15 protein-coding genes and 1 tRNA gene are annotated in these 22389 nt (G+C 44.0%); 11 read left to right on the top strand and 5 right to left on the bottom strand.

The annotated features are described in order from the left end of the window. Positions 1-37 precede the first annotated feature (37 nt). From K6V21_RS21775 to ettA, 3 genes are all read right to left on the bottom strand, one after another. On the bottom strand, positions 38-2626 hold the full coding sequence (locus K6V21_RS21775; RefSeq protein WP_224319850.1) for a hypothetical protein: 2589 nt from the start codon (positions 2624-2626) through the stop codon (positions 38-40). Positions 2627-2638: 12 nt separating this feature from the next. Continuing rightward, positions 2639-5386 carry a TonB-dependent receptor gene (locus tag K6V21_RS21780; RefSeq protein ID WP_195425863.1) on the bottom strand — a complete coding sequence of 916 codons (2748 nt, stop codon included), beginning with the start codon at positions 5384-5386 and terminating at the stop codon, positions 2639-2641. 237 nt (positions 5387-5623) lie between these two features. After that, positions 5624-7321 (bottom strand): energy-dependent translational throttle protein EttA, encoded by a 1698-nt coding sequence (gene ettA, locus K6V21_RS21785; RefSeq protein WP_224319851.1) that lies wholly within the window; start codon positions 7319-7321, stop codon positions 5624-5626. 145 nt (positions 7322-7466) lie between these two features. Here ettA and K6V21_RS21790 point away from each other — a divergent pair. The 11 genes from K6V21_RS21790 (at position 7467) to K6V21_RS21840 (ending at position 19553) form a co-directional block, all read left to right on the top strand. Then, positions 7467-7539 (top strand) — tRNA-Lys (locus tag K6V21_RS21790). 239 nt (positions 7540-7778) lie between these two features. Beyond that, positions 7779-11984 (top strand): acyl-CoA dehydratase activase-related protein, encoded by a 4206-nt coding sequence (locus K6V21_RS21795; RefSeq protein WP_224319852.1) that lies wholly within the window; start codon positions 7779-7781, stop codon positions 11982-11984. 8 nt (positions 11985-11992) lie between these two features. Continuing rightward, positions 11993-12619 (top strand): TetR/AcrR family transcriptional regulator, encoded by a 627-nt coding sequence (locus K6V21_RS21800; RefSeq protein ID WP_217713646.1) that lies wholly within the window; start codon positions 11993-11995, stop codon positions 12617-12619. 37 nt (positions 12620-12656) lie between these two features. Then, positions 12657-13154, top strand: coding sequence for a DUF4251 domain-containing protein (locus K6V21_RS21805; protein ID WP_217713645.1), 498 nt, complete (start codon positions 12657-12659; stop codon positions 13152-13154). Positions 13155-13218: 64 nt separating this feature from the next. After that, positions 13219-13794, top strand: coding sequence for a TMEM175 family protein (locus K6V21_RS21810; RefSeq protein ID WP_217713644.1), 576 nt, complete (start codon positions 13219-13221; stop codon positions 13792-13794). Between the two features lie 51 nt (positions 13795-13845). Further along, positions 13846-14664, top strand: a complete 819-nt coding sequence (locus K6V21_RS21815; RefSeq protein ID WP_217713643.1) for a helix-turn-helix domain-containing protein — start codon at positions 13846-13848, stop codon at positions 14662-14664. Positions 14665-14743: 79 nt separating this feature from the next. Further along, positions 14744-15151: a pyridoxamine 5'-phosphate oxidase family protein gene (locus K6V21_RS21820; protein WP_224319853.1), complete on the top strand. Its 408-nt coding sequence runs from the start codon at positions 14744-14746 to the stop codon at positions 15149-15151. Positions 15152-15303: 152 nt separating this feature from the next. Further along, positions 15304-16632, top strand: a complete 1329-nt coding sequence (locus K6V21_RS21825; RefSeq protein ID WP_217713641.1) for an MATE family efflux transporter — start codon at positions 15304-15306, stop codon at positions 16630-16632. Positions 16633-16727: 95 nt separating this feature from the next. After that, complete coding sequence (locus tag K6V21_RS21830; protein WP_007213591.1) at positions 16728-17402, top strand: OmpA family protein; 675 nt, start codon at positions 16728-16730, stop codon at positions 17400-17402. A 134-nt stretch (positions 17403-17536) separates the two neighbouring features. Further along, complete coding sequence (mtgA, locus tag K6V21_RS21835) at positions 17537-18271, top strand: monofunctional biosynthetic peptidoglycan transglycosylase (RefSeq protein ID WP_224319854.1); 735 nt, start codon at positions 17537-17539, stop codon at positions 18269-18271. A 34-nt stretch (positions 18272-18305) separates the two neighbouring features. Beyond that, entirely contained in the window at positions 18306-19553 is a 1248-nt protein-coding gene (locus K6V21_RS21840; RefSeq protein ID WP_224319855.1) for a DUF5103 domain-containing protein, read from the top strand. Positions 19554-19639: 86 nt separating this feature from the next. Here the strand turns inward: K6V21_RS21840 and K6V21_RS21845 are convergent, their stop codons facing one another. Together K6V21_RS21845 and K6V21_RS21850 are read right to left on the bottom strand one after the other, a co-directional pair. Next, positions 19640-20785: a cytochrome d ubiquinol oxidase subunit II gene (locus tag K6V21_RS21845; protein ID WP_007213588.1), complete on the bottom strand. Its 1146-nt coding sequence runs from the start codon at positions 20783-20785 to the stop codon at positions 19640-19642. A 37-nt stretch (positions 20786-20822) separates the two neighbouring features. Further along, positions 20823-22376, bottom strand: a complete 1554-nt coding sequence (locus tag K6V21_RS21850) for a cytochrome ubiquinol oxidase subunit I (protein WP_217713637.1) — start codon at positions 22374-22376, stop codon at positions 20823-20825. Positions 22377-22389: the final 13 nt, after the last annotated feature.

The following is a 22389-nucleotide window of genomic DNA, read 5'->3' on the forward strand; positions in this document are numbered from 1 at the left end:
GTTCATTACCACATTGTCTATTGTATTCTCTCAGGAATTATTCCTTCACCACAAAGTTTCTCATGTAGAATGTAGGAGCAAATCCGGGTTCGCTAGTACTTACATAGCGGAATGCTACATATACCTTCTTGCCCACATAGTCGGCCATAGAAGAATGCATTTCAATCTCTTTAGTGCTTGTAGGCCACTCGAAAGACAACGGGTCGCTCCACGTCGCAGCCTTCAATGCAGCAATCTGCTCTTCTCTTTTATCAGAAGTAGAAGGAATATAATCCTCAGACACATGTACAGATACGGCATTTTCAATCTTTCCTCCAGACAAATAATCCGCTGAAGCCATGAACACCACCTGCGGAGCAATAGCCTCGGTAAGGTCTATCTCACCGGTAACAAGCCAAGACTCCGTATCACGATTGCGCTGATAGTATCCGCTTGCCTTAATGCGGGTATAGCCTGCGCCATCACTCCATACGTAAGACATACCATCGAGCTCCACTTCCACCTTATGGGCACCGTTGTGAACTACACCGGCAAAGTCGTTGCTGTAGTACTCTTTGGCTTCCACCCAACTGCCGGCAGTCTTCAAAAATGCCATTTCAGCAATTTCCGTTTCGGTGTTCTTCTTCACCCATGCAGTACCGTCGAAACCATATTCATCAGCCATCACCTTATAGTCCTTATTACCGAAATAAGCCACCGCCTTGGTATCACCACTCTGTGCATAGGGGAACGCATTCTTCAAATAAACAGGCAATACGGCATCGGCATTGCTCAAATAATCCGAACCGGTAGCAACATAATCGGCGGGTTGCATCACGCTGATGCCGATACTTGCACTTTCTTCGTATGCCGTCCAAGCCGAACCATCGTACCGATAGAGAGCGGCAGCATTGGGCTTCACGTCCGAAGCACGGGTAACAGCACGAGAAATAGCCTTAGTAGTAGTGGCTTCGCTCACTTTGACCGCCATAGTATTAATATACTTACCGCCACTTACGCCTAATGTATAACCTTCTACCGTCACTTGCTTACCATTAAGTGATTGGTCAACAACTCCATCAATAGGATATTGAATACTGCCCTGGCACTTATCCGTACCCGAAATGATTACATTATAATAAGTACCTGATATACTCAGCTTGCCGGTATATTCCACATAAGCGATATAAGGCGCGGTAAGATACTCTTCCATTGCAGCAACATCCAGACTCAAAGCTGCCGGAGCTTTAGCTGCACCATCCGACAATTTTTCGCATACAGGTGTTGTCCCAAACTGATTAAATCCAGAAAAATTAGTAACTTGGCCAGATACCTTTACAATGTCACCAGGTACGAATTCAAACCCGTTTTTGTCAAATACCAGAATTGTTCCGGAACCGTCACTCAACAAGAATCCACGCTGGTACTTGGCTATCACTTGTCCTTTTACAGCATATTCGCCAGGTTTGGCAAATGCAACCTCACCTATCGGGGAGAAAGTGCTCGTAGCATCTACCGGTTCAATCGATGTTGCCATAACATTATAACGGCTGGTTGCACCAATCAGATAGCCAATTACTTCCACCTGTTTTCCGCTCAAAGACTTATCGACCACACCATCAAACGGATATGAAACAGATCCTTGCTTAGTGGCTCCAGCCACATTCAAATTTATATAGTTACCATCAATGACCAATTCGCCTACAATTTTGGCATAATGGAATCCATCGACATTTGCTACATAAGCATCCAGTTGTGCTCCTGTGTATTCTTTAGGTTCCGGATAACTGAATGAATCAGCACGACCCAATCTTGTCACAACGGAAGTGTTACCAAACTGCATTACATTGGCATACTTACTAGTAGTTCCTTCTACGGTCACAATATCGCCCACCGTATAATTCGGCTTCACATTAAGATAAACCAATATTTGTCCACTGTCATCGCTCAACAAGAATCCGCGTGTATAGGTTGCTATTACAGTACCCTGCACCTTATAATCCCCGGCTTCGGCCAAAGCATCCGATATTTTATCAATTGTTTCAGGTAATTCTCCGCCGCCTGTACTAGGTTCGGTTTCCGACCAAGCATAATTTACTTGACGTACATCACCCTCCTTGGGACTCTTGACACCTTCTTTTAGCAAAGCGGGAATTTTCTTCAGTGTAGAGGGGGTGAGGTATTTTACCACCATACTCTCGCCCCATACTGTGGCATAATTAGCGGAAGTAAGGTCAAAATTCTCGGCCTCATTTATCTTGGAGAGATATTCGGGCTGCTCCTTACCGACATTATACCGTACCAAAATCTTTGAATTATCCGACAGATAAGCATAAAGCGAATCTACAAATGCGGGCAGATAATCCTCGGGAGCTACCATGTCGGTAAACATCTTGGTCTTGCCCAGCTGGTTCAACGCTGTAAGATAGGTTTGATTCTCCGGGTCCTTGGAGAGAGCCAGCCCCTGATTCTTCGGCATAGAGGCTATTTTGCCATAATGGGCATCAGTCAGCACGAGAGTATCCGTACGAACATCTGTGATGGTTTCTTTCTCGTCAAATCCGGGGAAATTATCCTCGTTGTAGTCGCAGGCTCCGAGCGTAAACAGTGAAGCCAATGCGATTCCTAATAATATATGTTTCTTCATAAATATGTTCACTTAGAAATTAAACTTCAGTTTTACACTATAAGTACGTCCCCAACCATAAATCACGCGTGTGGCAGTCTCCCAATCGTGATTGCTTCCATCGCGGGCATCGGCTATATACTCCTGATTGAACAGGTTGTTTACATTGCCGCTCAATGTAGCACGTATCTTACCCAAATCAAAGGTATATCCCGCACTAACATCAAATGTACTCCACGAAGGAATCTCCCAAGGTTTCTCCACCACATAAGGCTCTTTCTGTGTAGCCTGACTCGCATCAATATCATAATCAGCATAGTTGCGCGCAAAGAAGTTCCAGTCGGCATTGAGGCGCAAGCCTTTCAGCGGACGGAATGTCAATCCTAAAGCGGCTGTGGTCTGAGCAGAACCGCCTACCTGCACATCGTCCATCTTGATAGTATACTTATACTGGTCCACATTGCTCATATCTGTAGCAATCTCACCACGGCCGCTCGCCATAATCTGTCCTTCAGTATTCATCATGAAACCCTTTGCCGTACCGCTCCAACGCCAGTCTCCCCAAGAAAACATACCGTTAACTTCCATCCAACGGAAAGGTTTAGCAGTGAAGTCAAGCTCCACACCCATGTGGTTTGCCTGCGCACCGCTCATGTTCATAGTCCAGCGTTGAGAAGCTCCATTCTCATCTTCATAAGATCCGGTATCATACAAAGCTTTGTCTTTCCACATGGTATAGTAAGCATTCACATTAGCTGTAAAATAATGGCTACGATATCCATAACCTAATTCAAAAGAATAAACCTTCTCGTTCTTGGCATCGGGATTGCGTTCGTGCGAACTCTGAGAATTGATAAAAGTATTATCAAAAATAGGAGCGCGACTGATGAATCCGGTATTGAAGAATACATTATTGTATTCATCGAGGTTATAGTTCAAACCCGCTTTCACGTTTCCACCCAAATAATGTTTCTTCGAAGATACCTGCTTGTCACCACTATAGTAGAAACGGTCTTTACGCCAATAGCTGGTGTTGGTAAGACCACCCGATACAAAAGCACTTACTTTATCTTTATTATATTCCAACTGGGCAAAACCACCTTCGTACATCACAAAACCATCGTAATCGCGGCGAATCACATCACCAACGCCTAACTTCTGATTTACCCAAGAAGCAACGCCACCGTTTTGGCTATTCTCAGCCAATACTGTTTTACGGTTATAAGAGTCCACATAATACTGCCCTCCGAAAAGGTCAGTAATCACATTCTTGTGCAATCCTTTATAGTAACGGAAGTCAATACCACCATAGAAATCAAAGTAATCGCCAAGCTTGGTAGTATAGGTAGAAATCAAACCTGTCCAGAAGTGGTCGTTCGAAGCTTTGTTCATAATCATCAGCGAACCATTATAATTGGGCATACCGCTTACGTTCACCGGATTAGTATAGTTATCAGCATTGAGTTTATCCACAGCATCGTAATCGAATGTACCGTCAGGACAGCGGAACTGAGTATTCACCGTACCATCACTGCCCGTACCATACCAAGAGCTGCTGTAACCTGTCACACCTGTACCACTATAACCTGCACCCGTACCGATAGACATATAAGCAGCCGTACTGAGGCTTGACTTATGGTCAATCTGCCACAAGTGGTTGAGCGACATCTGAGGTTTGTGATACTCGTTGCGTGAAGAGTTCATCACTTGACCGTTGCGATAACCAAAAGTAGAGTTATAACGATAAGGGCTCTCTTCACCCATCCATTGTTTCACACGCTGATATTCCTTAATACTCAGCCCGTTCGGCATGCTACGCTGATTATGCCACTGAGGTGCACCAAAAGCGGTAAATGAAAGCTGATGATTATCGTTGAAACGCTTTGCCACACTCATAAACCAAGTGTAGGCTTCAGATTCTGTACCTTGAATATAACCGTCGCGCGAATCTCTGGCACCTAACAAAGTAAAGGCCCAGCCATCTTTTGTAAGCCCTGAAGATACACTAAACATCACCTTATTGTAGCCATCGTTACCCATGCCATAAGAAATAAATCCACCCATCTTGGCATCAGTGGTCTTGGTGATAATGTTTTGCGAACCACCCACCGAAGGAGTAGAAACCTTGCTGGCACCGAGTCCGCGCTGTATTTGAATACTGCTAGCCACGTCAATCAGACCACCCCAGTTACTCATATACACTTTCTGGTTCTCCATACCGTTCATAGGCACACCATTAATCATCATAGCCACATATTCCGACTTAAAGCCACGAATCTTTATGTTAGAGTCACCATAACCACCACCTTCATTGGAGGCATAAACACCTGGCGTTGACTTCAAGATCTGTGGCAACTCCTGCGAACCAATCTTATCCTCAATAGATATGGGATTAACAGTAGATACAGCCACCGGAGTCTTACGGGCTACTGCCACAGACGAAGTTATCACCACGTCCTTTAACACCACTGCATCCGGCTCCATTTGAATAGCACCCAAATCAACAGAAGCACCCTTCTGCGTAATCTTCTTCTTGAGGTCTTTGAAACCTACGTACTTGAACAACAAGGTTCCACCCTGAGCAACACTTTGCTTAAAATAACCATCAATGTCAGTCACCGTACCCTGTGAAGTGCCTTCTATCATAACGGCAGCTCCCACCAAAGGTTCGCCTGTTTCCGAGTCAACAAGCTGCCCCCTCACTGTAGTCTGGGCAAATGCCGCAGCACTGCATACAGACAGCACAGCCACCAACAGGAAATGAATTAGATGTTTTTTCATACTTCTGTTTTTTGTTAATTAAATGTGTTAATTACGAATGTTAATTAAGTATTAAATACTGTTTTAAGACGCAAATATAATTAATAAGATTTAGATTTGTATTACATTTCTGCTACAAAATTTTAGGGTATATAGGAGTTATTGAAACTTTTTATAACAAAAAAGCTCTACAAGTTTTTTGTAGAGCTTTCTATTTGTCATAAAAATATTAGTTATGCTATCAGATTCTCACTGTTATCAGTCATTCATAAGCTTTCTATAACGTACACGGGTAGGTTCTTCTTTCCCTAAACGTTTCTGTTTATTTTCCTCATATTCTGAATAAGAGCCTTCGAAATAGAAGACATTGGAGTCACCTTCGAACGCAAGTATATGAGTGCAAATACGGTCGAGGAACCAACGGTCGTGACTGATAATTACAGCACATCCGGCGAAATCTTCAAGACCTTCTTCAAGAGCGCGAAGTGTGTTCACGTCAATGTCATTGGTAGGTTCGTCCAGTAACAACACGTTGCCCTCTTCTTTCAGAGCCATAGCAAGATGCAGACGGTTACGTTCACCCCCCGAAAGTACACCGCAAAGCTTCTCCTGATCTCCACCGGAGAAGTTGAAACGTGACAGGTAGGCACGTGCATTGATATCACGTCCACCCATGCGAATCAGTTCCGTGCCACCGGAAATAACCTGGTACACGCTCTTGTTCGGGTCAATATCGCTGTGTTGCTGGTCGACATAAGCTACCTTTACGGTCTCTCCTACTTCAAACTCACCTTTATCTACCGTTTCCAGCCCCATAATCAACCTGAACAGCGTTGTTTTACCCGCACCGTTAGGACCGATTACACCCACAATGCCGTTGGGTGGAAGCATGAAGTTAAGATCATCGAACAGAAGTTTGTCGCCATAGGCCTTTGCCACATGTTTCGCTTCGATAACCTTATTTCCAAGGCGCGGACCATTAGGGATAAAGATTTCAAGTTTTTCTTCTTTCTCCTTGATATCTTCATTCATCAGTTTATCGTAAGAATTCAAACGTGCCTTACCTTTCGCCTGACGTGCTTTAGGAGCCATACGCACCCAGTCCAACTCGCGTTCCAATGTCTTGCGACGCTTGCTGGCGGTTTTCTCTTCCATTTCCATGCGCTTGGTCTTTTGTTCCAACCAGCTGGAATAGTTACCTTTCCAGGGGATACCTTCGCCACGGTCGAGCTCAAGAATCCAACCTGCCACATGGTCGAGGAAGTAACGGTCGTGGGTTACGGCAATCACCGTACCTTCATATTGCTGCAAATGTTGTTCCAGCCAATCGATGGATTCAGCGTCAAGGTGGTTGGTAGGTTCGTCCAGCAACAGTACATCGGGCTTCTGCAACAGTAAGCGGCAAAGTGCCACACGGCGACGCTCACCTCCCGAAAGATGGTCTACAGTTGCGTCTTCGGGCGGACAACGGAGGGCATCCATAGCGCGTTCCAGTTTACTGTCGAGATTCCAGGCATCAGTTGCATCGATGATATCCTGAAGTTCTCCCTGACGGGCAAAAAGCTTATCCATCTTGTCGGCATCCTCGTAATACTCCGGCAGACCGAATTTCTGGTTAATCTCTTCGTACTCAGCGAGTGCATCCACAATGGGTTGTACGCCTTCCATAACAATTTCTTTTACGGTTTTCGTAGGATCCAGGTAAGGTTCCTGAGCCAGATAGCCCACTGAGTAACCCGGTGAAAACACCACTTCGCCCTGATAAGACTTGTCCAACCCGGCGATAATCTTCAGCAAGGTAGATTTACCGGAGCCATTCAAACCGATGATGCCAATCTTTGCACCATAAAAGAACGAAAGGTAGATGTTCTTCAGCACCTGCTTGTTGTTCTGTTGAATGGTCTTGTTCAGCCCTACCATAGAAAAGATAATCTTTTTATCGTCAACTGTTGCCATAAAGTTTTTAAGTGTATTATATTAATAATGTATATGCTATTCTCATTCGATGAATATCGGGCAAAGATAGCAAAAAAAGAGATATTCTTTTGCATTTTCAAAAAATGTCTCTATCTTTGCGCCCGCTTAACAGCAATAAAGGATTGATTCAGTAGCTCAGCAGGTAGAGCACAACACTTTTAATGTTGGGGTCCTGGGTTCGAGCCCCAGCTGGATCACAGAAAAGAAAAAGCCTCTGCAAGTCAGAGGCTTTTTCTTTTTGATAGCAATTTCAATCTCCACTAAATCCGTCAGACAGGCTCCCTACCAGTAGAGCTCAGGAAACAGTTTCAAAAGTTAAATAAAAACAATCGCTCACCTTTTCCAAAAGATTTCGTACTTTTACAACGTCTGACATTAGTGTCAGACTAATATATCTGATTTTATTATTTATATACCAAATCAGCAGAATTCTATTATGGATACTTACAAAGTCGGCCTGGATATCGGCTCTACTACCGCTAAAATAATAGTGCTGGATAAGAGTGAGAGAAATGTCCTTTTCTGCAAATATGAAAGGCATCAGGCAAAAGTTCAGGAATGCCTACTGGCATTTTTCCATCAGCTGAAAGAACAGATGGACGATGTTACTTTATCAATCAATATCACCGGTTCAGTAGGCATGGGAATTGCAGAGAAATACTCTCTGCCTTTCGTGCAGGAAGTGGTAGCGGCAGCCCAATATATCCGGCAGAATCATCCCGGAATATCTTCCATGATCGACATCGGAGGAGAAGATGCCAAAGTCGTCTTCTTCCAGAATAATCAAGCCACCGATTTACGGATGAACGGAAACTGTGCCGGAGGAACAGGGGCATTTATCGATCAGATGGCCATATTATTGGGAGTATCGATGGATGAACTGAACGGACTAGCTCTCCGGGCAACACGAGTGCATCCGATAGCTTCCCGATGTGGTGTATTCTGTAAGACGGATATTCAGAATCTGATAGCCAAGAATATACCGAAAGAAGATATCGCGGCTTCTATTTTCCATGCTGTAACGGTGCAAACCATCGTTACACTTGCACACGGATGTGATATTGTTGCTCCGATATTACTTTGTGGAGGACCGTTGACATTTATTCCGGCACTCAGAAAATCATTCGCCAACTATTTGCAGTTATCAGAGGAGAACGATTTTCTGCTGCCGGAGAAAAGTAATCTTATTCCAGCCTGGGGAGCAGCACTGGCAGAGAACTCCCGGAAAATGAAGATAACTGAGTTAATCGGACTTCTGGAAAATCTATCAGAAAAGGCATACCAGCCACAAAATAGCCTTCCACCTTTTTTCAAGGATGAAACGGAATATCTGCAATGGAAGGACAGATTGGCACAATATGATGTGCAGCGGACGGAATTAACATCCGGAATACAACAGGCTACCATAGGAATAGATTCCGGCTCTACCACTACCAAAATAGTAGTGCTTGATGAAAATAACCATATCCTGTACTCCTACTATCACGACAACAAAGGAAATCCGATAAAAGCCGTGGAAGAGGGATTGCAGAAACTGCATAAAGAATGTCAGAAAAAAGGGGCAATCCTACAAATCAAAGGAGGATGTTCCACCGGATATGGAGAGGATCTGATAAAAGCTGCCTTCCAAATGGATGCCGGTATCATTGAAACCATAGCCCATTACATGGCTGCCAAACATATAAATAAGGATGTGTCTTTCATCCTGGATATCGGCGGACAGGATATGAAAGCCATTTTCACAAATGGCGGAATTATCAACCGGATTGAAATAAACGAGGCTTGCTCATCCGGATGCGGTTCTTTTATCAGCACCTTTGCACAGTCACTGGACTACAAAGTGGAGGACTTCGCCAAAGCGGCTTGTTTATCAAAGGCTCCGTGTGATTTGGGAACACGCTGCACCGTTTTCATGAATTCCAAAGTGAAACAAGTGCTCCGTGAAGGGGCATCCGTGGCGGATATAGCGGCCGGTCTTTCTTACTCTGTCCTAAAGAACTGCCTGTACAAGGTGCTTCAACTTAAAAAGCCGGATGAACTTGGAAAACATATCGTGGTGCAAGGTGGAACCATGCGCAATGATGCCATCGTACGAGGTCTGGAGAAGCTGACAGGAAAAGAAGTATTCCGTAGCGATTGTCCCGAATTAATGGGTGCTTTAGGCTGTGCACTTTATGCAAAGCAACTTAAGACGGCCGAAGTAACAAATCTGGAAGATATGATGCATCAGGCCCAATTCACTTCCCGACAGGTTCAGTGCAACGGATGTGAAAACCAATGTGCCATCACCCGGTACACCTTCGGCAGTGGAGAACATTATTTCTCCGGCAATAAATGCGAAAAGGTGTTTACCAATAAAGGGAATGTTTCGGAGAAAGGCGTAAATGCTTATGAAAAGAAAATCGAACTCCTGTTTGACCGGCAAGTAAATATAGCCGCTCCACTACTGACCATAGGTATTCCTCGCTGCCTGAATATGTACGAAGAATATCCCTTCTGGCATTCTTTGTTCACTGAGTGTGGCATCCGGGTATGCCTGTCGGATGCTTCGACGTTCAATAAATATGAGAAGGCGGCCAATATGGTAATGTCCGACAATATCTGTTTCCCTGCAAAACTGGTGCACAGCCATATCCAAAACCTTATCGAATACAAAGTAGACCGGATATTTATGCCGTTTGTCATATTCGAAGAAATCGATAAGCAACAACAGAACAGTTACAACTGCCCCATTGTGTCCGGATACTCACAGGTTATCAAGAATGTCCAGACAGATAATTTACCGATTGACCATCCGGCCATCACTTTCAAGGATACAGGATTGCTGTATAAGCAATGCCGTGACTACCTGAGCACACTGGGCGTACAAGAGCAGGTAGTAAAGAAAGCATTCGACCATGCACTGAAAGCACAAGACGATTTTGAAAAAGAACTTATCGCCTATAACCGGCAAATAGTTGAAGAAGGAAATAAGAGGCAGAAGCTGATTATTCTCCTTGCCGGACGTCCATATCATTCGGACCCGTTGGTACAACATAAGATTTCGAATATGATCAGTGCTATGGGCGTTTATGTAATTACAGATGATATCGTCCGTCATCAGGATATTCCACTGAAAGAGGTGAATTTTCTGGCTCAATGGGCATTTACCAACCGTATTTTGAAATCAGCCAAATGGGCAGCGCAGCAGGGAAACCACGTGCAATATATGCAGCTGACTTCTTTCGGATGTGGACCGGATGCTTTTCTGATAGACGAAATTCGCACTTTACTGAAACAATACAATAAAAATCTTACTTTATTGAAGATAGACGACGTAAGTAACACCGGTTCCATCAAACTGCGTGTACGTTCGCTGGTAGAGAGTCTGCACATCAGTTTGCAACAAGCTGAAGAGAGACAGGTACAGAAACCTTTATCCCTCCCTCCTTTCACCCAAAAGGACAGAAAGAAGAAGATTATCGCCCCATTCTTCACCCCTTTTATATCACCACTTATTCCTTCCATTTTTAAAGTGGCAGGATATGAAATGGAGACTCTGCCCATAAGCGATGAATGTTCGTGCGACTGGGGTTTGAAGTATTCCAACAATGAAGTTTGCTACCCGGCTACACTGATTGTGGGTGACATCGTGAAAGCTTTTAAAGAAGGACGATATGATCCGGACAACACTTGTGTAGCCATTACGCAGACGGGAGGGCAATGCCGTGCCAGCAACTACATCTCTTTAATAAAAAAAGCATTGATAGAAAACGGATACACTCATACTCCCATTCTGGCAATAGCATTCGGCAGCGGAATAGATAATCAGCAACCCGGCTTCAAAGTAAATTGGCTGAAAGTATTGCCAATAGCGCTTGCCGTTGTTCTATACAGCGACTGCATAGCTAAATTCTATTACGCCGCCGTTGTCCGTGAGAAAAAGCCGGGACAGGCAGCTAAATTAAAAGATATGTACCTGGAAGCGGCAAAGCCTCTTATCCTGAAAAACAGACCGGAAGATTTGCTCAGTTATTTATCTCTGGCAGTTGACGAATTCAATCAGATCTGTCAGCAAAAATCATGTCCTAAGGTGGGTGTGGTAGGAGAAATCTTCCTAAAGTTCAATCCTTTTGCACAAAAAGATATCACCACATGGCTCATAGACAGAGGTATAGAGGTGGTTCCTCCATTAATGACAGACTTTTTCATGCAAAGTTTCGTCAATATGAAAGTAAATCAGGATAGCCATATAAAAAAGAAATATATTCCTGATTTCGCTATCGACTGGCTTTATGGAAAAGTTCAGAAACAGATTGATAAAATCAACAAGATAGGAAAAGCCTTCCTTTACTTTCAACCCTTTGAAAATATTTACGAGAAAGCGGAAAAAGCCAAGCAGGTTATCTCGCTGAACACGCAGTTCGGTGAAGGCTGGCTGATTGCCGGAGAGATGTCGTCTTTTGCCAGTCAGGGTATCAATCATGTCATCAGTTTGCAACCATTCGGGTGTATAGCTAACCATATTGTGGAAAAAGGAATAGAAAAACGCATAAAGTCTGTCTACCCTCAGATAAATATATTATCTTTAGATTTTGACAGTAGCGTCAGCGATGTGAATATCACCAATCGCCTGTTACTTTTTGTTGATAACATAAAATAAATAAGACCATGGGAGCTACAGAAAACAATGAGTTGGAATATCAAATAATTGAAACAGCGAAACAGCTTTTTATAGAAAAAGGCTTCGTTGAAACCAGCATGAGTGATATTGCCGCAAAAGTAGGAATAAACCGTCCTACCCTACACTACTATTTCAGGACAAAAGACAGAATGTTTCAGGCTGTATTCGGTTCGATAGTGATGTCGCTATTACCGAAAGTACAGGAAATAATACAGCAGGAACTTCCGTTCATAGATCGCGTAAGTCTTATATTGGATAAGTATATATCACTCTTCACCGAAAACCCTGACATTCCAAAGTTTATATGCGGGGAAATACAGCGCGATGTCAACCACCTGCTTGATGCAGCTAAGGAAATGCAGTTTGAAAGAACGTTCCTGATAATAAAGGAACGACTGCTCATGGAAATGGAAGCAGGCAGACTAAAGAAAGTACCCATACATACAGTATTCATAACTTTCTATGGTTTGCTTACTTTTCCTTTGATTACAAAAAATTTGATCACCAGCATATTCCTGAAAGATACTACCGATTTTTCGGTTTTTATGCTGGAGTGGAAGCAATATATTCTTTTTCACTTGATGAATTTGCTGGGTATTGAGAAGGAAAATTGATTGTTACTCATATACATAACCGATAAAAAAGTATAGTATGAAAACGATTCGAATTATTTTCTCCTTATTGCTGATAACTGCAATGAGTATGCCTACTCTTTCGGCACAAACTAAGAAAGAGAAAAAAGAACTAAAGAAGCAGGCCGTTGAAAAGCTGGTCACATCCGGGAAGTATAAAATAAATGTAAACAGAGCTCTTCCTGCACGAGGACGGTCTGTTACACTAACTTCACCGTACTCTGTGGAAATAAGAAATGATTCCGTTATATCTTATCTGCCTTACTATGGGCGTGCTTACTCTATTCCTTATGGCGGTGGAGAAGGGCTAAACTTCAAAGCTCCACTCACTGACTATAAGTTGGAGCGGGATAAGAAGGAAACAGCCAAGATAAAGTTCTCTGCACGAAGTGAAGAGGATAAGTTCGATTTCAGTATAGACGTTTTCAGTAACGGATCATCTACGATATTCGTGAATATGCAGAACCGTCAGTCCATCAGTTTCCAGGGAGAACTGGATATACCGGAAGAAAAATAGCCAAATCGGGAAAACGAAATCGCCCCATCTTTGTTGTATATTCAGATATATAACATAAGGGAATATGAATAAAGGGAGATTAGAAGCATTCAGTGATGGAGTACTGGCTATCATCATCACTATCATGGTATTGGGTATGGATACGCCGGAGGATGTGACGTTAAAAGCATTACTCCCGCAGGTTCCGGTATTCGTGAGCTATGTACTCAGTTACATCTATGTCGGTATCTACTGGATCAACCATCACCACATTATGCAGGTTACCCGTCGTATCAACGGTACGATTTTGTGGGCAAACCTGCATTTGCTTTTCTGGCTGTCGCTGATACCGTTAACAACAAACTGGATTGGCAAGAATCACTTGTCACCCGTGCCTGTGGCATTCTATGGAGGAGTATTATTGATGTGCGCCATCGCTTTCCGCATATTTGAGAATACCTTAATCCGCTATCATGGGGAAGACTTTCCTCTACGGAAATTTCATGGCGGAGGTATGAAAGAGAAACTATCTATTGTTATTTATTTCAGCGCCATACCACTTGCGTTTGTCTGTGTATGGATTTCGATCTTTTTCTACTTTTTAATGGCTTGCCTATGGGTCATTCCAAGTAAACGGCTGGAAAAAGAAATGGAAAAATGAGGAATGTAACTTACCAATGATTACCTTTGTACATGATATCCTTTTAAATTTATGTATAAAGAATACCAACCCTGCGCACTACTTTCTCCCTATATAGACAAGTATTGGGAATTCAAAGGGAATCCGGAGTACGGAATGCGTATCAACATACTTCCTGATGGATGTACAGACTTTATCTTCACCCTTGGGGAAGCAACACAAGCGGTGAATGGCAGTCTGACCATGAAACCTTATCGTACTTATTTTATAGGTCCGATGAATAGCTATTCGGAATTGGTAGCGTATGCGGAAACGGTTCACATGTTAGGGGTTCGCTTCCTACCTTGCGGATTATCCCGTTTTATCCGTCTGCCACTGCACGAACTGACTAACCTGAGAATCAGTGCAGACGAAGTAACCTGCTTTTTCGATACTTCTTTTGCAGAAAGGTTATGCGAAGAAGACTGTTTAGAAAATAGGGTAAAGATCATAGAAGAATTATTTATCAAATCTCTTTATAAACACGATTTGCCGACAGATCCGCAGATTGTATTTGCAATAAAACAGATTAACCGGCATCAGGGAAAACTGCCCGTGCAGTCATTGATGGAGGATATTTGTCTGTGTCAGCGACAATTTGAACGCAAATTCAAGATGAACACAGGTTATACCCCGAAAATATACAGCAGAATCATGAAATTCAAGAACGCGGTGGATTTATTAAGGGGCACTACCAGTGACAATCTGCTCTCTACTGCTGTCCACGCAGGCTATTATGACGTGCCGCACCTCTCAAGAGAAATTAAAAGGTTATCCGGCAATACTCCCTACTCTTTCCTTTCTATTCCTCTGACAGAAGAAGATGTCACACTGACTTATGTAGAAGCATAAATGTCGTTTTTGTACAATGCAGGAATATCTCCGACTACCTATATTTGCACCATTCAATTAACAAAACAAATTCTGCATTATGGAAACAATGAGAGAAAAAGCCGCACAAATGTTGCGCGAAAGTGAAGTAGTCGTTCTGACCTCAGTAAATGAAGAAGGATATCCACGCCCCGTACCTATGAGTATGGTTAAGTCCGAAGACATTTCAACAGTATGGATGTCAACCGGAAGCGACTCCATGAAGACCGAGGATTTCCGCAAGAATCCGAAAGGCGGCCTATGCTTCCATGCACAGGGAAACAGTGTTTGCATGACAGGTGATGTGGAAGTAATCACAGACCAAAATGTAAAACAAGAGCTTTGGCAAGACTGGTTCATCAATCATTTTCCCGGCGGACCGACTGATCCCAACTATGTAATACTGAAATTTACAGCAAACCACGCCACTTACTGGATTGACGGAGAGTTCATTCACAAGAAAGTTTAAAGATAAAAAGATATATATATTGCAATTGCAACATATCAAATAGGTATCCGGTCCGTACCTGCAAGGACGATATAGACAGAAAAGCAACCGGCAGCGTGGTTATTAACAAATAATCCGTAAATTTGCAGCCCGAAATTTAGAGACTGTAAAGAATGCAAGGAACAAAGAATCTGACTAAAGGTCCCATTAACCGCCAACTATTCAATCTGGCGATGCCCATTATGGCTACCTCGTTCATCCAGATGGCATACAGCCTGACGGATATGGCATGGGTAGGCCGTATAGGTAGTGAAGCTGTTGCCGCCGTTGGTGCAGTGGGAATATTGACGTGGATGTCCGGCTCCATAGCCTTGCTAAATAAAGTAGGTTCGGAAGTCAGCGTAGGACAATCCATAGGTGCACGCAACGAACAGGATGCCCGACAGTTCGCTTCGCACAATATCAGTATTGCCTTGCTCATCTCCATCTGCTGGGCTGCTTTGTTATTCTTGTTTGCCAATCCCATCCTGCGTATATTCGAGCTGAAAGAGCATATCACGGAAAATGCCGTGACTTACTTGCGTATTGTCTCAACAGGACTACCGTTCGTGTTTCTGTCCGCAGCCTTCACCGGAATATACAATGCGGCAGGACGAAGCAAAACACCCTTCTATATCAGCGGCACAGGATTGATTATGAATATCATACTCGATCCGCTTTTCATCTTCGGTTTCGGCTGGGGAACGGTAGGTGCAGCACTTGCCACATGGTTGGCCGAGGCTACGGTATTCGGTATATTCATCTATAAGCTACGTTATAAGGACGATCTGTTAGGTGGATTTCCCTTCCTGACACGTCTCAAGAAGAAGTATACCCGACGTATATTCAAGTTGGGACTTCCGGTTGCCACACTGAATACTTTGTTCGCTTTTGTCAATATGTTCCTTTCACGTACAGCTTCGGAACAAGGTGGACACATTGGTCTTATGGCCTTTACCACCGGAGGACAAATAGAAGCCATCACCTGGAATACTTCACAAGGCTTCTCTACCGGACTAAGCACTTTCATTGCACAAAACTATGCCGCCGGAGAGAAGTCGAGGGTAAAGAAAGCCTGGTACACTACATTATGGATGACGTCCATATTCGGTACACTATGTTCGCTGCTGTTTATCTTTTTCGGAAGCGAGGTATTCTCTATTTTCGTACCCGAACCGGAAGCATTTCGCGTAGGTGGTGACTTCCTGCGCATAGACGGTTATTCACAACTCTTCATGATGCTGGAAATCACCATGCAAGGGGTCTTCTACGGATTAGGAAGAACGATTCCTCCTGCCATCATCAGTATATCATGCAACTATATGCGTATTCCCGTAGCACTGTTCCTGGTACACATGGGAATGGGCGTAGACGCCATATGGTGGGCTGTAAGCGCAACAACTATTGCCAAAGGAATTATCCTTACCTCGTGGTTTATATTGATAAAGAGAAAAATACTCTAAAAATGCAGAACAAAAGACCTAAACATAATAACAATAGAATTGTTATATAACTAACTTTGCATTATAAACATAGTAACATTTTAAAAGAATAAAGTATGAAAAAGATTAAGATTAGTGTACTGCTATTGAGCGGTGCTATATTATTAGGAAGTTGCAGCACAATGAATAACACTGCCAAAGGTGGTGTGATAGGTGGTGGATCGGGCGCTGCTGCCGGTGCCATTATCGGTGGATTGATCGGTAAAGGTAAGGGTGCGGCTATTGGTGCAGCAGTAGGTGCAGCAGTAGGTACGGGTGCAGGTGTTGCCATCGGTCATAAGATGGATAAGAAGGCTGCCGAAGCTGCCAAGATTGAAGGCGCACAGGTAGAGAAAGTAACAGATACCAATGGGCTTGCCGCTGTAAAGGTGACTTTTGAATCAGGTATCCTGTTTGGTTTCAATTCATCTACATTGAGCAATACTTCCAAGTCTTCTCTGCGTGAACTGGCCCAGATATTGAAAGAAGACCCTACAACAGATATTGCAATCGTAGGCCATACGGATAAAGTAGGTACGTATGAAGCTAACATGAAAGTTTCAAAAGACCGTGCATATACCGTAGAGAATTATCTGCAAGATTGCGGTGTGTCTCCTTCACAGTTCAAGAAGGTGGAAGGCGTAGGCTACAATCAGTATGACGACAGCATGTCAGCCAGCCAGAATCGCCGCGTAGATATTTACATGTACGCCAGCGAGCAGATGATTAAGAATGCAGAAGCAGGCAAGTAAGCTCTATTAGCTACGAGTTACAAGCTACGAGCTACAAGTTGCCACGCTATCAGTCCGAAAGGCACTTGTAGCTTGTAACTCGTAGCTTGTAGCTTTTTGTAACTCGTAGCTTTTTAACATTAAAAATCACGACAATGAGTATAAAGAAAGTCTTGCGGATAGTCCGCAACCTGATACTCTTTTTCTTTATTTCCACTATTCTGGCAGTGGTGCTGTATCGCTTTATCCCTGTTTACACCACTCCCCTCATGGTAATCCGCAGTACCCAGCAACTCTTCAAAGGCGAAAAGCCGGTATGGCATCATACTTGGGTTTCTTTCGATAAGATCTCCCCTCACTTGCCGATGGCAGTTATCGCTTCGGAAGATAATCGCTTTGCCACCCACAACGGCTTCGATTTCGAAGAGATAAAAAAGGCCATGAAAGAGAATGAAACCCGCAAACGGAAACGGGGTGCCAGTACTATTAGCCAACAGACCGCAAAGAATGTATTCCTTTGGCCGCAATCCTCATGGATACGAAAGGGATTCGAAGTTTATTTCACCTGGTTGATAGAACTATGCTGGTCGAAAGAACGGATTATGGAAGTTTATCTCAACTCCATCGAAATGGGACAAGGTATTTATGGAGCAGAAGCTGCCGCCAAATATAAGTTCCATACCACTGCCGCCAAACTGACTGCGGGACAATGTGCATTGATAGCGGCAACACTCCCCAATCCTATACGTTTTGATTCGGCGCATCCGTCAGCTTACATTCTGCGGAGACAGTCGCAAATCCTGAGATTGATGAAATTGGTTCCCAAATTCCCTCCGGTAGAAAAGAAAGAAGTCAAGAAGCAGAAGACTGAGAAGAAGAAAAAGAAATAATCTGTGTATATTTGTATGCTTAATATGGTAAGGAATGAAAAAAGTCTTGTCGCTATTCTTGATTTGTATCATCTGTTGCGGGGTGCATGCCCAGCGTACGGAGGTTTATAATCAGCATATACATACAGTGCAGGTCATTGCCAACAATGATTATATGTCTCCTGCCGTCATCCGGCTGGGAGAGAATGAAACTGTAGAAATATCTTTCGACCACCTGACTCACGATTACCACCGCTACCAGTACATCCTCACACACTGCAATGCGGACTGGACACCTTCGGATCTTTCCGAAACAGAATATCTGGACGGTTTCAATGACAATCCGATAGAAGATCATGATATTTCCGTCAATACTACCCTGCCCTACACGCATTACCGTCTGACACTTCCTAACGACCAGGTACAACTGAAACTTTCGGGTAACTACCGTCTGACGGTTTATGACGATGCGGAGGGAAAGAATAAGCCGGCTTTCACTACCTGCTTCCGGGTATTGCAAAAGGAGGTGAACGTATCGGCACAAGTCAGCAGTGACACTGAGATAGACCGGAATAAGACGCACCAGCAGGTGAGTTTTAGTATTCAGTATAAAGGATATCCTATCCGCAATCCGCAGAATGAAGTCAAAGTACACGTCTTACAGGATAATCGTACGGATAACTGGGTAACGAATCTGCACCCTTCCTATATTGGTCCTGATCAGCTACGTTACGAACATAACCGGGCCTTGATATTTCCTGCGGGAAACGAGTACCGGCGTTTTGAAATGGTGAGTACCCGCTATGCTTCGCAAGGTGTGGAGAGTATTCGTTATCATGCTCCTTACTATCATGTCACACTCCGCCCGGACGAGCCTCGCTTACTAAACTACAGTTACGATCAGGATCAGAACGGACGCTTCGTAATACGATATGACGAGGCGGTAGATAATGCTACGGAAGCAGATTACTTCTTCGTTCATTTCTCTTTGCTATGGGAGAACCCGCTAACTGAAGGGAACTTCTATCTGCAAGGAGCTTTTACTTATGATAATTTTAATGAAGAGAGTCGGTTGAAGTATAATGCAGAAGCGCATGCTTATGAATGCACGCAATTGCTGAAACAGGGAGCGTATAATTATCAATACTTATATGTGGCTCCCAGTACCACCGCAGGAAGTACTGCACAGGCAGAGGGGAATTTCTATGAGACAGAGAATGAATATCTGATCCTTGTTTACCACCGGGCCTTTGGAGAAAGGTACGACAGGCTGATCGGGATGCAACAGGTACATTATAAATAGTTACGAGTTACGGGCTACAAGCTATGAGTACTTTTCAGTGTGACAGCGCAGCTACTCGTAGCTTGTAGCCCGTAACTCGTAACTATCTAATACGCATGTCCTCCATCTTTCATTTCCTTTTCACTAATCTTATGTATATCAATACTTCTCCAAGCATAGAAGATATACGCAAGAACAAACGGAACCAGGAAGGAAACATAGAACATTACCCTCAGCGTAAACTGGCTGGAGCAACTGTTTGCCAACGTCAGTGAACTCTGCAAATCATTGGTAGAAGGATAATAAGCCGTATTATTATATCCTGCAACCAGCAACAATGCAAGTACCGCCAGCACCGTACCTATGCCCGTAAACCAGATACCTTTATCAAACTTTGTCTTCAACAAACTCTTTCCTATACCGAACAGCACCAGCACCACTCCTATCAGGAACAACACCAATACCAGCGGCATTTCGATAAAGTTCGTCAGATACTTATATGGTTCCATAAAGACTTCACCCGTCTCCGGATTCACCGCATATCCATCTGCCAACAGCGTGCGGATAACAAACGACAGGAAGAACACCAGGAACAGCACGGAATTACCTATCAACGAACGGCGGCTACGTGCCACCAGATCTTTATCATCAATATTATTAATAAAGTAAAGAGCTCCCAGAATACGAGCCAGGAAGAACACCGCCAACCCAAGCACTACATTCCATGGATTAGTCAACGCATCCAGACCATGCCAGCCATTTGCCCAATGACTGATAACCGGCATCACCGTATTCGTCATATTCCCCTTATCGATATAAAACTCCGAACCGGTGAAAAACGTAGCCACCGCACCGCCCAGCAGCACCGGACCTACTACTCCATTAATCACCAGGAATGTACGGTATGTATTCTTTCCCAGCAGATTTCCCGCCTTGCTCTGGAACTCATAGCTGACAGCCTGCAACACAAAACTGAACAGAATAATCATCCAAAGCCAGTACGCACCACCAAAACTCGTGCTATAAAACAATGGGAAAGATGCAAAGAACGCACCACCAAACGTTACCAGCGTAGTGAACGTAAACTCCCACTTCCGACCGGTAGAGTTAATCATCATTTTCCTGTGCTCTTCCGTCTTGCCCAGGCAGAAAATAAGCGAATTACCACCCTGCACAAACAGCAGGAATACAAGAAGGGCTCCCAGCAATGATACCACGAACCACCAATATTGTTGTAGAAAAACGTAGGTCATATAATTTAAGTATTAAGTATTAAAGATTAAGTCTTAATTAATCCTCATTTTCCGGTCCTTTCTTTATCGCTTTCAGCAAGATACCGATTTCGGCTATCAGCATGACGGTAAACAATACCAGAAAGATGAAGAATGTTGTCTGCACGGAGCCGACATCCAACTTTGAGATAGCTGCATTTACAGGCAGCATATCCTGTATGGCCCATGGCTGACGCCCACATTCGGCAACCACCCATCCGGCTTGTCCGGCCAGATAGCCCAATGGAATAGTCAGCAGAGCTACCCAGTGCATCCATTTCATTTTTGACAAATCCCGCTTGTATGCCAGGAACAATACAACTATAAAGAATAGTATAAAGTATCCGCCCAACATCACCATCACGCGAAATGCATAGAATGTCAGTGGCACATTAGGCACCAGGTCATTTACATCCTTAATATATCCATAACCAAAATAAGCTACATTTTCCTTCAACACCTTGGCAGCTTCCACAGCTTCGGCATCGTTATCCGCAGCCTGTGCGGCACGATAAGCAGCCAGCGCACCAATCGCTGTTTTCCCGCGTTCTATCTTCTCCTCGGCAGAAAGTGCCTGCGTTCCATCCTTCAACTGATAACCACCCTCAATAAGATCCGTGATACCGGGCACGAATCCATCCAACTTCCTTTCCGCCAGTAACGAAAGCATCTTTGGTATCTCTATTCTGAACAGGAAAGGATCCTGTCCGTCATTATAAGTCTTTTTTTCAGGATTCAGCATACCGATGGCAACCAATCCGGCCCCCTGCTGCCCCTCATAATATCCTTCCATGGCAGCCAACTTCATCGGCTGCGTCTGTGCCACCTGATAGCCCGAACCGTCTCCCGTCCATGCAGAGAGCAGGGCCGAAACTAAACCTACCCAGGCAGCTATCTTTATGCTGGACAATGCGAACTTCTTATTCCGCTTCTTCAGCAGAAACCAGCACGCCACACCTACCACAAACACGGCACCCAGCACCCAGCCGGACAACACCGTATGGAAAAACTTATTCACCGCCGTAGGCGACAAAGCCACTGCCCAAAAGTCCACCATCTCATTTCTCACTGTATCCGGATTGAACTCCATCCCCACCGGATTTTGCATCCATGCATTTGCCACAAGTATCCACCAGGCCGAAATCGTAGCACCAAGTCCCGTCAGCCAGGTAGATGCCAGGTGAAACTTCTTGCTCACCTTGTCCCAGCCAAAGAACATGACCGCGATGAAAGTAGCCTCCATAAAGAAGGCCAGAATGCCTTCGATAGCAAGCGGCGCCCCGAAGATATCGCCCACAAACCAGCTGTAATTGCTCCAGTTGGTTCCGAACTCAAACTCCAGAATCAGTCCCGTCGCCACGCCTATGGCAAAGTTGATACCGAATAGTTTCATCCAAAACTTGGCGGTGCGTTTCCAAAACTCATCACCCGTACGATAATACATGGTCTCCATGATACCCATGATGACTGCCAGCCCCAGCGTGAGCGGCACAAAAATCCAATGATAAATAGCGGTCAGTGCAAATTGTGCCCTCGACCAGTCAATCAGAGAAGTGTCGATGTGTTCAAGCATAAGAAATCGAGTT

Source organism: Bacteroides cellulosilyticus, assembly GCF_020091405.1.
Taxonomy (GTDB): Bacteria; Bacteroidota; Bacteroidia; order Bacteroidales; family Bacteroidaceae; genus Bacteroides.

What these genes read in the sequence shown, in the direction of transcription:
- K6V21_RS21810 (WP_217713644.1), top strand. Translation starts at nt 13,219, where the DNA reads ATGAATAAAGGGAGATTAGAAGCATTCAGTGATGGAGTACTGGCTATC.
- K6V21_RS21805 (WP_217713645.1), top strand. Translation starts at nt 12,657, where the DNA reads ATGAAAACGATTCGAATTATTTTCTCCTTATTGCTGATAACTGCAATG.
- K6V21_RS21840 (WP_224319855.1), top strand. Translation starts at nt 18,306, where the DNA reads ATGAAAAAAGTCTTGTCGCTATTCTTGATTTGTATCATCTGTTGCGGG.
- K6V21_RS21845 (WP_007213588.1), bottom strand. Translation starts at nt 20,785, where the DNA reads ATGACCTACGTTTTTCTACAACAATATTGGTGGTTCGTGGTATCATTG.
- K6V21_RS21850 (WP_217713637.1), bottom strand. Translation starts at nt 22,376, where the DNA reads ATGCTTGAACACATCGACACTTCTCTGATTGACTGGTCGAGGGCACAA.
- K6V21_RS21820 (WP_224319853.1), top strand. Translation starts at nt 14,744, where the DNA reads ATGGAAACAATGAGAGAAAAAGCCGCACAAATGTTGCGCGAAAGTGAA.
- K6V21_RS21800 (WP_217713646.1), top strand. Translation starts at nt 11,993, where the DNA reads ATGGGAGCTACAGAAAACAATGAGTTGGAATATCAAATAATTGAAACA.
- mtgA (WP_224319854.1), top strand. Translation starts at nt 17,537, where the DNA reads ATGAGTATAAAGAAAGTCTTGCGGATAGTCCGCAACCTGATACTCTTT.
- K6V21_RS21825 (WP_217713641.1), top strand. Translation starts at nt 15,304, where the DNA reads ATGCAAGGAACAAAGAATCTGACTAAAGGTCCCATTAACCGCCAACTA.
- K6V21_RS21780 (WP_195425863.1), bottom strand. Translation starts at nt 5,386, where the DNA reads ATGAAAAAACATCTAATTCATTTCCTGTTGGTGGCTGTGCTGTCTGTA.
- K6V21_RS21830 (WP_007213591.1), top strand. Translation starts at nt 16,728, where the DNA reads ATGAAAAAGATTAAGATTAGTGTACTGCTATTGAGCGGTGCTATATTA.
- K6V21_RS21815 (WP_217713643.1), top strand. Translation starts at nt 13,846, where the DNA reads ATGTATAAAGAATACCAACCCTGCGCACTACTTTCTCCCTATATAGAC.
- K6V21_RS21775 (WP_224319850.1), bottom strand. Translation starts at nt 2,626, where the DNA reads ATGAAGAAACATATATTATTAGGAATCGCATTGGCTTCACTGTTTACG.
- K6V21_RS21795 (WP_224319852.1), top strand. Translation starts at nt 7,779, where the DNA reads ATGGATACTTACAAAGTCGGCCTGGATATCGGCTCTACTACCGCTAAA.
- ettA (WP_224319851.1), bottom strand. Translation starts at nt 7,321, where the DNA reads ATGGCAACAGTTGACGATAAAAAGATTATCTTTTCTATGGTAGGGCTG.